The organism is Nocardioides sp. (assembly GCF_050699375.1).
In the GTDB taxonomy this organism is placed as follows: domain Bacteria; phylum Actinomycetota; class Actinomycetes; order Propionibacteriales; family Nocardioidaceae; genus Nocardioides.
Genome location: NZ_JBOHDN010000143.1, coordinates 1 through 4393, shown reverse-complemented (window position 1 = coordinate 4393; position 4393 = coordinate 1). Strand labels below are relative to the sequence as shown.

The 4393-nt window shown below is 69.7% G+C and carries 5 protein-coding genes; 1 reads left to right on the top strand and 4 read right to left on the bottom strand.

Annotation, left to right across the window (positions count from 1 at the left end):
- The coding region (locus ACRDPS_RS10555) for an NAD(P)H-binding protein (RefSeq protein WP_431501588.1) at positions 1-455 on the bottom strand (455 nt) is incomplete at its 3' end.
- A gap of 105 nt (positions 456-560) precedes the next feature.
- Here ACRDPS_RS10555 and ACRDPS_RS10550 point away from each other — a divergent pair.
- Positions 561-1145 carry a TetR/AcrR family transcriptional regulator gene (locus ACRDPS_RS10550; protein ID WP_431501587.1) on the top strand — a complete coding sequence of 195 codons (585 nt, stop codon included), beginning with the start codon at positions 561-563 and terminating at the stop codon, positions 1143-1145.
- A gap of 3 nt (positions 1146-1148) precedes the next feature.
- Here ACRDPS_RS10550 and ACRDPS_RS10545 read toward each other — a convergent pair whose 3' ends face one another.
- The 3 genes from ACRDPS_RS10545 to paaZ are packed head-to-tail and all read right to left on the bottom strand — an operon-like array spanning position 1149 to position 4162.
- Positions 1149-1769, bottom strand: a complete 621-nt coding sequence (locus tag ACRDPS_RS10545) for a TetR/AcrR family transcriptional regulator (RefSeq protein ID WP_431501586.1) — start codon at positions 1767-1769, stop codon at positions 1149-1151.
- A 27-nt stretch (positions 1770-1796) separates the two neighbouring features.
- On the bottom strand, positions 1797-2096 hold the full coding sequence (locus ACRDPS_RS10540) for an EthD family reductase (RefSeq protein WP_431501585.1): 300 nt from the start codon (positions 2094-2096) through the stop codon (positions 1797-1799).
- A complete protein-coding gene (gene paaZ / locus ACRDPS_RS10535) occupies positions 2096-4162 on the bottom strand; it encodes a phenylacetic acid degradation bifunctional protein PaaZ (protein WP_431501584.1) in 2067 nt (688 codons plus the stop codon). Before paaZ ends, ACRDPS_RS10540 begins: the two co-directional genes overlap by 1 nt.
- Positions 4163-4393 lie beyond the last annotated feature (231 nt).

The window sequence follows — 4393 nt, the reverse complement described above, 5'->3', positions numbered from 1 at the left end:
TGCCACGGGCCCAGCAGATCGTCGAGGTTGCCGAAGAAGCCGTAGCGCAGAGCCGTCCAGGCGACTCCCGAGTCGGCGAGCACGGCCTCGGTGGCGGCGTGCAGCTGCGCCGGCGGGTACGGGCTGTCGGCTGCGCCGGACTGGCTGGTGTAGAGGATGCGCCGGGCGCCCGCATCGACGGCGGCCTCGATCGCGTTGCGGTGCAGCGTCATCATGTCGGCCGACGGGTCGTTGCCGGAGACCAGCAGCACCTGCTCGGCTCCGGCGAAGGACTCGCGAAGCGTGGCCGGGTCCTCGTAGGAGTCCTGCCTCACCCGGACGCCGCGGTCGGCGAGGTGCTTCGCGCGTTCGGGGTTGCGCACGCTGACGCCGATCAGGTCAGAAGGTACGCGCTTCAGCAGCTGCTCGACGGTGGCGCCGTTCAGGACGCCGGTGGCGCCGGTGACAACGATCATGGTGGGTGCCCCTCGAATTAAATTGACCTGGGTGGTCAGGTTAGTCATTTCCGGAGACGGTAGATAACCTGACCCAATGGGTCAACTTCGCGCGACGGGGGAAGGATGAGTGCGACCGGTGAGGCGACGTCGCCGTCGCGGCTGCGCGCGGACGCTCGCCGCAACGCTGACCAGATCCGCCGCGCAGCCATCGATGCCTTTCAGGACAACGGTCTGAGCGTGCCGCTCGAAGAGGTCGCCAAGGCGGCCGGGGTCAGCAAGGCAACGATCTTCAACCGGTTCGGCGGCCGGATCGGCCTGATCGATGCTGTCATCGAGGAGGTTGTCGCGACCGAGCTGCACCCGATCATCGATCGTGCCCGCGCCATCGACGACGTGGGTGAGCGACTGGTGGGTTACGTCTCCGACATCCGTGATCTCCAGTATCGCCGGTCCGCGTTCGTCGACGTCATGCTGCAGACCTATCCCGACTCACCGGGCCTGGTCGAGCTCTGCCGCGTCGGGGGCGACTTCAACGACGAGCTGGTCGCCGCCGCGCGAGCCGCCGGTGTCCTGCGCGAGGACTTCACCGCTTCCGACCTCCACGCCCTGCTCCGGGACAACGCGCTCTCCCTCAAGCACGGAGGCCGGCCGTCACGGGAAGACTACGACCGCCGCACCGTCTTCACTCTCGAAGGGATCCGCGCCTGACCGTCAGCGGACGCGAATGCCGTCGAGCACCAGGGAGCAGACCTGGTCGGCGAGCTGGGCCGGCTTGGTGTGCTGCTCGGGTCGATACCACTCGCGCACCGAGTTGCTCATGCCGAACAGCAGCCGGGCCGTGGTCCGGGCGTCGATGTCCGCGCGCACGGTGCCCTCGGTGATGGCGTCCTCGACGACGCCTGCCACGAACTTGTCGTAGGCACGTCGCTGCTCGAGCGCCCATCGCTCGGTGTCGGTGTTGCCGTGCACGTTGAGCAGCAGCTTCACGTACGGGAGCCGATCGGCCATGATCTCGAGGTTACGTCGGACCAGGTGGGTGAGGCGGTCGATGGCGGGCCCGGTGGTCGCGGCCTCTTCGGTCGTGCTGGCCATCAGTGGCTCGAGCGCCCGTTCCAGACCGAGGCGGAGGAGCTGTTCCTTGCTCTCGATGTGGTGGAAGATCGACGACTTCGACAGACCTGAGGCCTGCGCGAGGTGGGTGAAGCTGGTGCCGTCGTACCCCCGCTCGGTGAAGACGCGTACCGCGACGTCGAGCAGGCGGTCGAGGTTGTAGATCGGCCGCGCCTCGCCCGAGGGCAGGGTGCGCCCGCTCCTGGCCACTTGCTCGCTCATCGCCTCATCGTCCCACGCCTGGACGGCTCAGCTGTCCCTGAGCTCGCCGACGAACATCGCCCGCGTCGCCGGCAGCGTGTCGGCGTCCTTGGCGACCACTCCCATCTCGGCGGAGGCCATCGCCGCCTGGTAGGCGTCGCGGTCAGTGAAGTCGAGCTCGGCGATGAGGTACGGCGCGGTGCCGGCGCCCAGCACCCTCGGCTTCGAGAAGGTGGAGGCCGCCAGGCCCGGGATGCCGGCGCACAGCGGCACGTGCCGGCCGAAGTACTGCTCGTCGAAGGCAACCGGGTCGGCAGGTGCGTCGTACTGGATGGTCAGGCGATACATCAGGCGGAGCCTTCCGGGGCCGGCGAGGATTCCTTGGCGACGAGCGTGAGCACGTCGTAGGTGGCGACGGGAGCGTCGTCCTGGTTGGTGACCACCGCGTCCCAGCGCACCTCACCGTAGTCGGCCGACCTGCGTGGGGTGATCTGCTTGACGGTCAGCGTCACCCGGATGGTGTCCTCGGCCTTCACCGGGGTGAGGAAGCGGAGGTTGTCGACTCCGAAGTTCGCGAGCACCGGGCCCGGGTTTGGCTCGACGAAGAGGCCGGCGGCGAGGGAGACCACGAGGTAGCCGTGGGCGACGATCCCGCCGAACAGCGGGTTCGCGGCCGCCGCCTCCGGGTCGGTGTGCGCGTAGAAGGTGTCGCCGGTGAACTCGGCGAAGTGGTCGATGTCGGCGCGGGTCACGGTGCGCTGGGCCGAGGTGATGGAGTCGCCGATGGCCAGCTCCGCGAGGCTCTTGCGGAACGGGTGCACGTCGGACCCGGTACGCCGCGAACCGGCCGTCCAGCGCCCGGAGATGGCGGTCAGCATGTCGGGGGAGGCCTGGATCGCGGTGCGCTGCATGTGGTGCAGTACGCCGCGGATGCCACCGAGCTCCTCGCCGCCACCGGCACGCCCGGGACCGCCGTGGACCAGCACGGGCAGCGGGCTGCCGTGGCCGGTCGACTCGCCCGCGTCGTCGCGGTCGAGGACGAGGACCCGCCCGTGCCAGGGCGCCAGGCCGAGCGTGATCTCGCGCGCGACCTGAGGGTCGTGGGTGACCACGGAGGCGACCAGGCTGCCCTTGCCCCGGGCGGCGAGAGCGACGGCGTCGGCGGTCGTGGCATAGGTCAGCACGGTGCTGACCGGGCCGAACGGCTCGACGTCGTGCGGTTCGCTCGCGTCCGGTCGCGCGCGCAGCAGGACGGGCCCGAGGAAGGCACCGGCCTCGGCGTCGGCGCCGACGATCTCGGCTCCGAAGGTGGCGCTGTCCGGGTCGCCGAAGACCACCTCGGCGCTGTTGCGGAGCGCCTCGACCGCCTTGCGGACCTCCTCGCGCTGGGCGCGGCTGGCCAGGGCGCCCATCCGCACCGACTCGTCAGCGGGGTTGCCGACCGTGGTCTTGGCGAGCCGTGCGCTGATCGCGGCGATGACGTCGTCGGCGATGCCCTCGGGGACGATCGCGCGGCGGATGGCCGTGCACTTCTGACCCGCCTTGACGGTCATCTCGGCCACGACACCCTTGACGAACAGGTCGAACTCCGGGGCGTCGGGGGTGACGTCGGGGCCCAGGATCGAGCAGTTGAGCGAGTCTGCCTCCACCCCGAGGCGTACGCCGTGCTTCAGCACAGCGGGGTGGTTGCGCAGGATCTCGGCGGTGTGGGCCGAGCCGGTGAAGGCGACCGAGTCCTGCTCGTCGAGCTCGTCCAGCAGGGTGCCGGCGCTGCCGCTCACCAGCTGCAGGCTGCCCTCGGGCAGGATGCCGGACTCGACGATGCGGCGTACGACCGCCTCGGTCAGGTAGGCCGTCTGGCTGGCCGGTTTGACGATGCTCGGCAGGCCGGCGAGGAACGCGGGCGCGAGCTTCTCCAGCATGCCCCAGACGGGGAAGTTGAACGCGTTGATCTGGACCGCGACGCCGGGACGCGACGTGTAGATGTGCTGGCCCAGGAAGGTGCCGTTGCGGCCGAGAGCCTCGGTGCCGCCGTCCAGGACGATCGTGTCGTTGGGGAGCTCGCGGGTGCCCTTGCTGGCGTAGGAGAACACGGTGCCGATGCCGCCGTCGATGTCGACCAGCGAGTCGCGCTGGGTGGCGCCGGTGCGGAAGGAGAGGGCGTAGAAGTCGTCCTTGAACTGACCGAGGTGCTTGGCGAGCGCCTTGAGCATCGCGGCGCGCTCGTGGAAGGTCAGCTTCCGGATCGCCGGGCCTCCGACCTGCCGGGCGTGGGCGACGAGGGCGGCGTAGTCCAGGCCTCGGCTCGAGACGCGCGTGACCTCCTCTCCCGTGACCGCGTCGAGGATCGGCTGGCCCTCGTCGTCGGCGGCGTACCAGCTGCCTGCCACATAGCTCTCGAGCAGTGCGCTCACGGTGAGGCTCCCTTCGGCTTGTCAATCGGATGGTGGCGTGTATGCTACAGACCGATCATTCGGTTTGTCGACCCGCACCTGGAGGACCCATGTCATCGGTCAGCTCATCGGCTGGTGTCGGCTCAGAGCTCGAGGCGCAGTTCCGGTCGACCGTCGCCCGCAAGGACCGCATCGAGCCGCGCGACTGGATGCCCGACGCCTACCGAAAGTCGGTGGTGCGGCAGGTCGCTC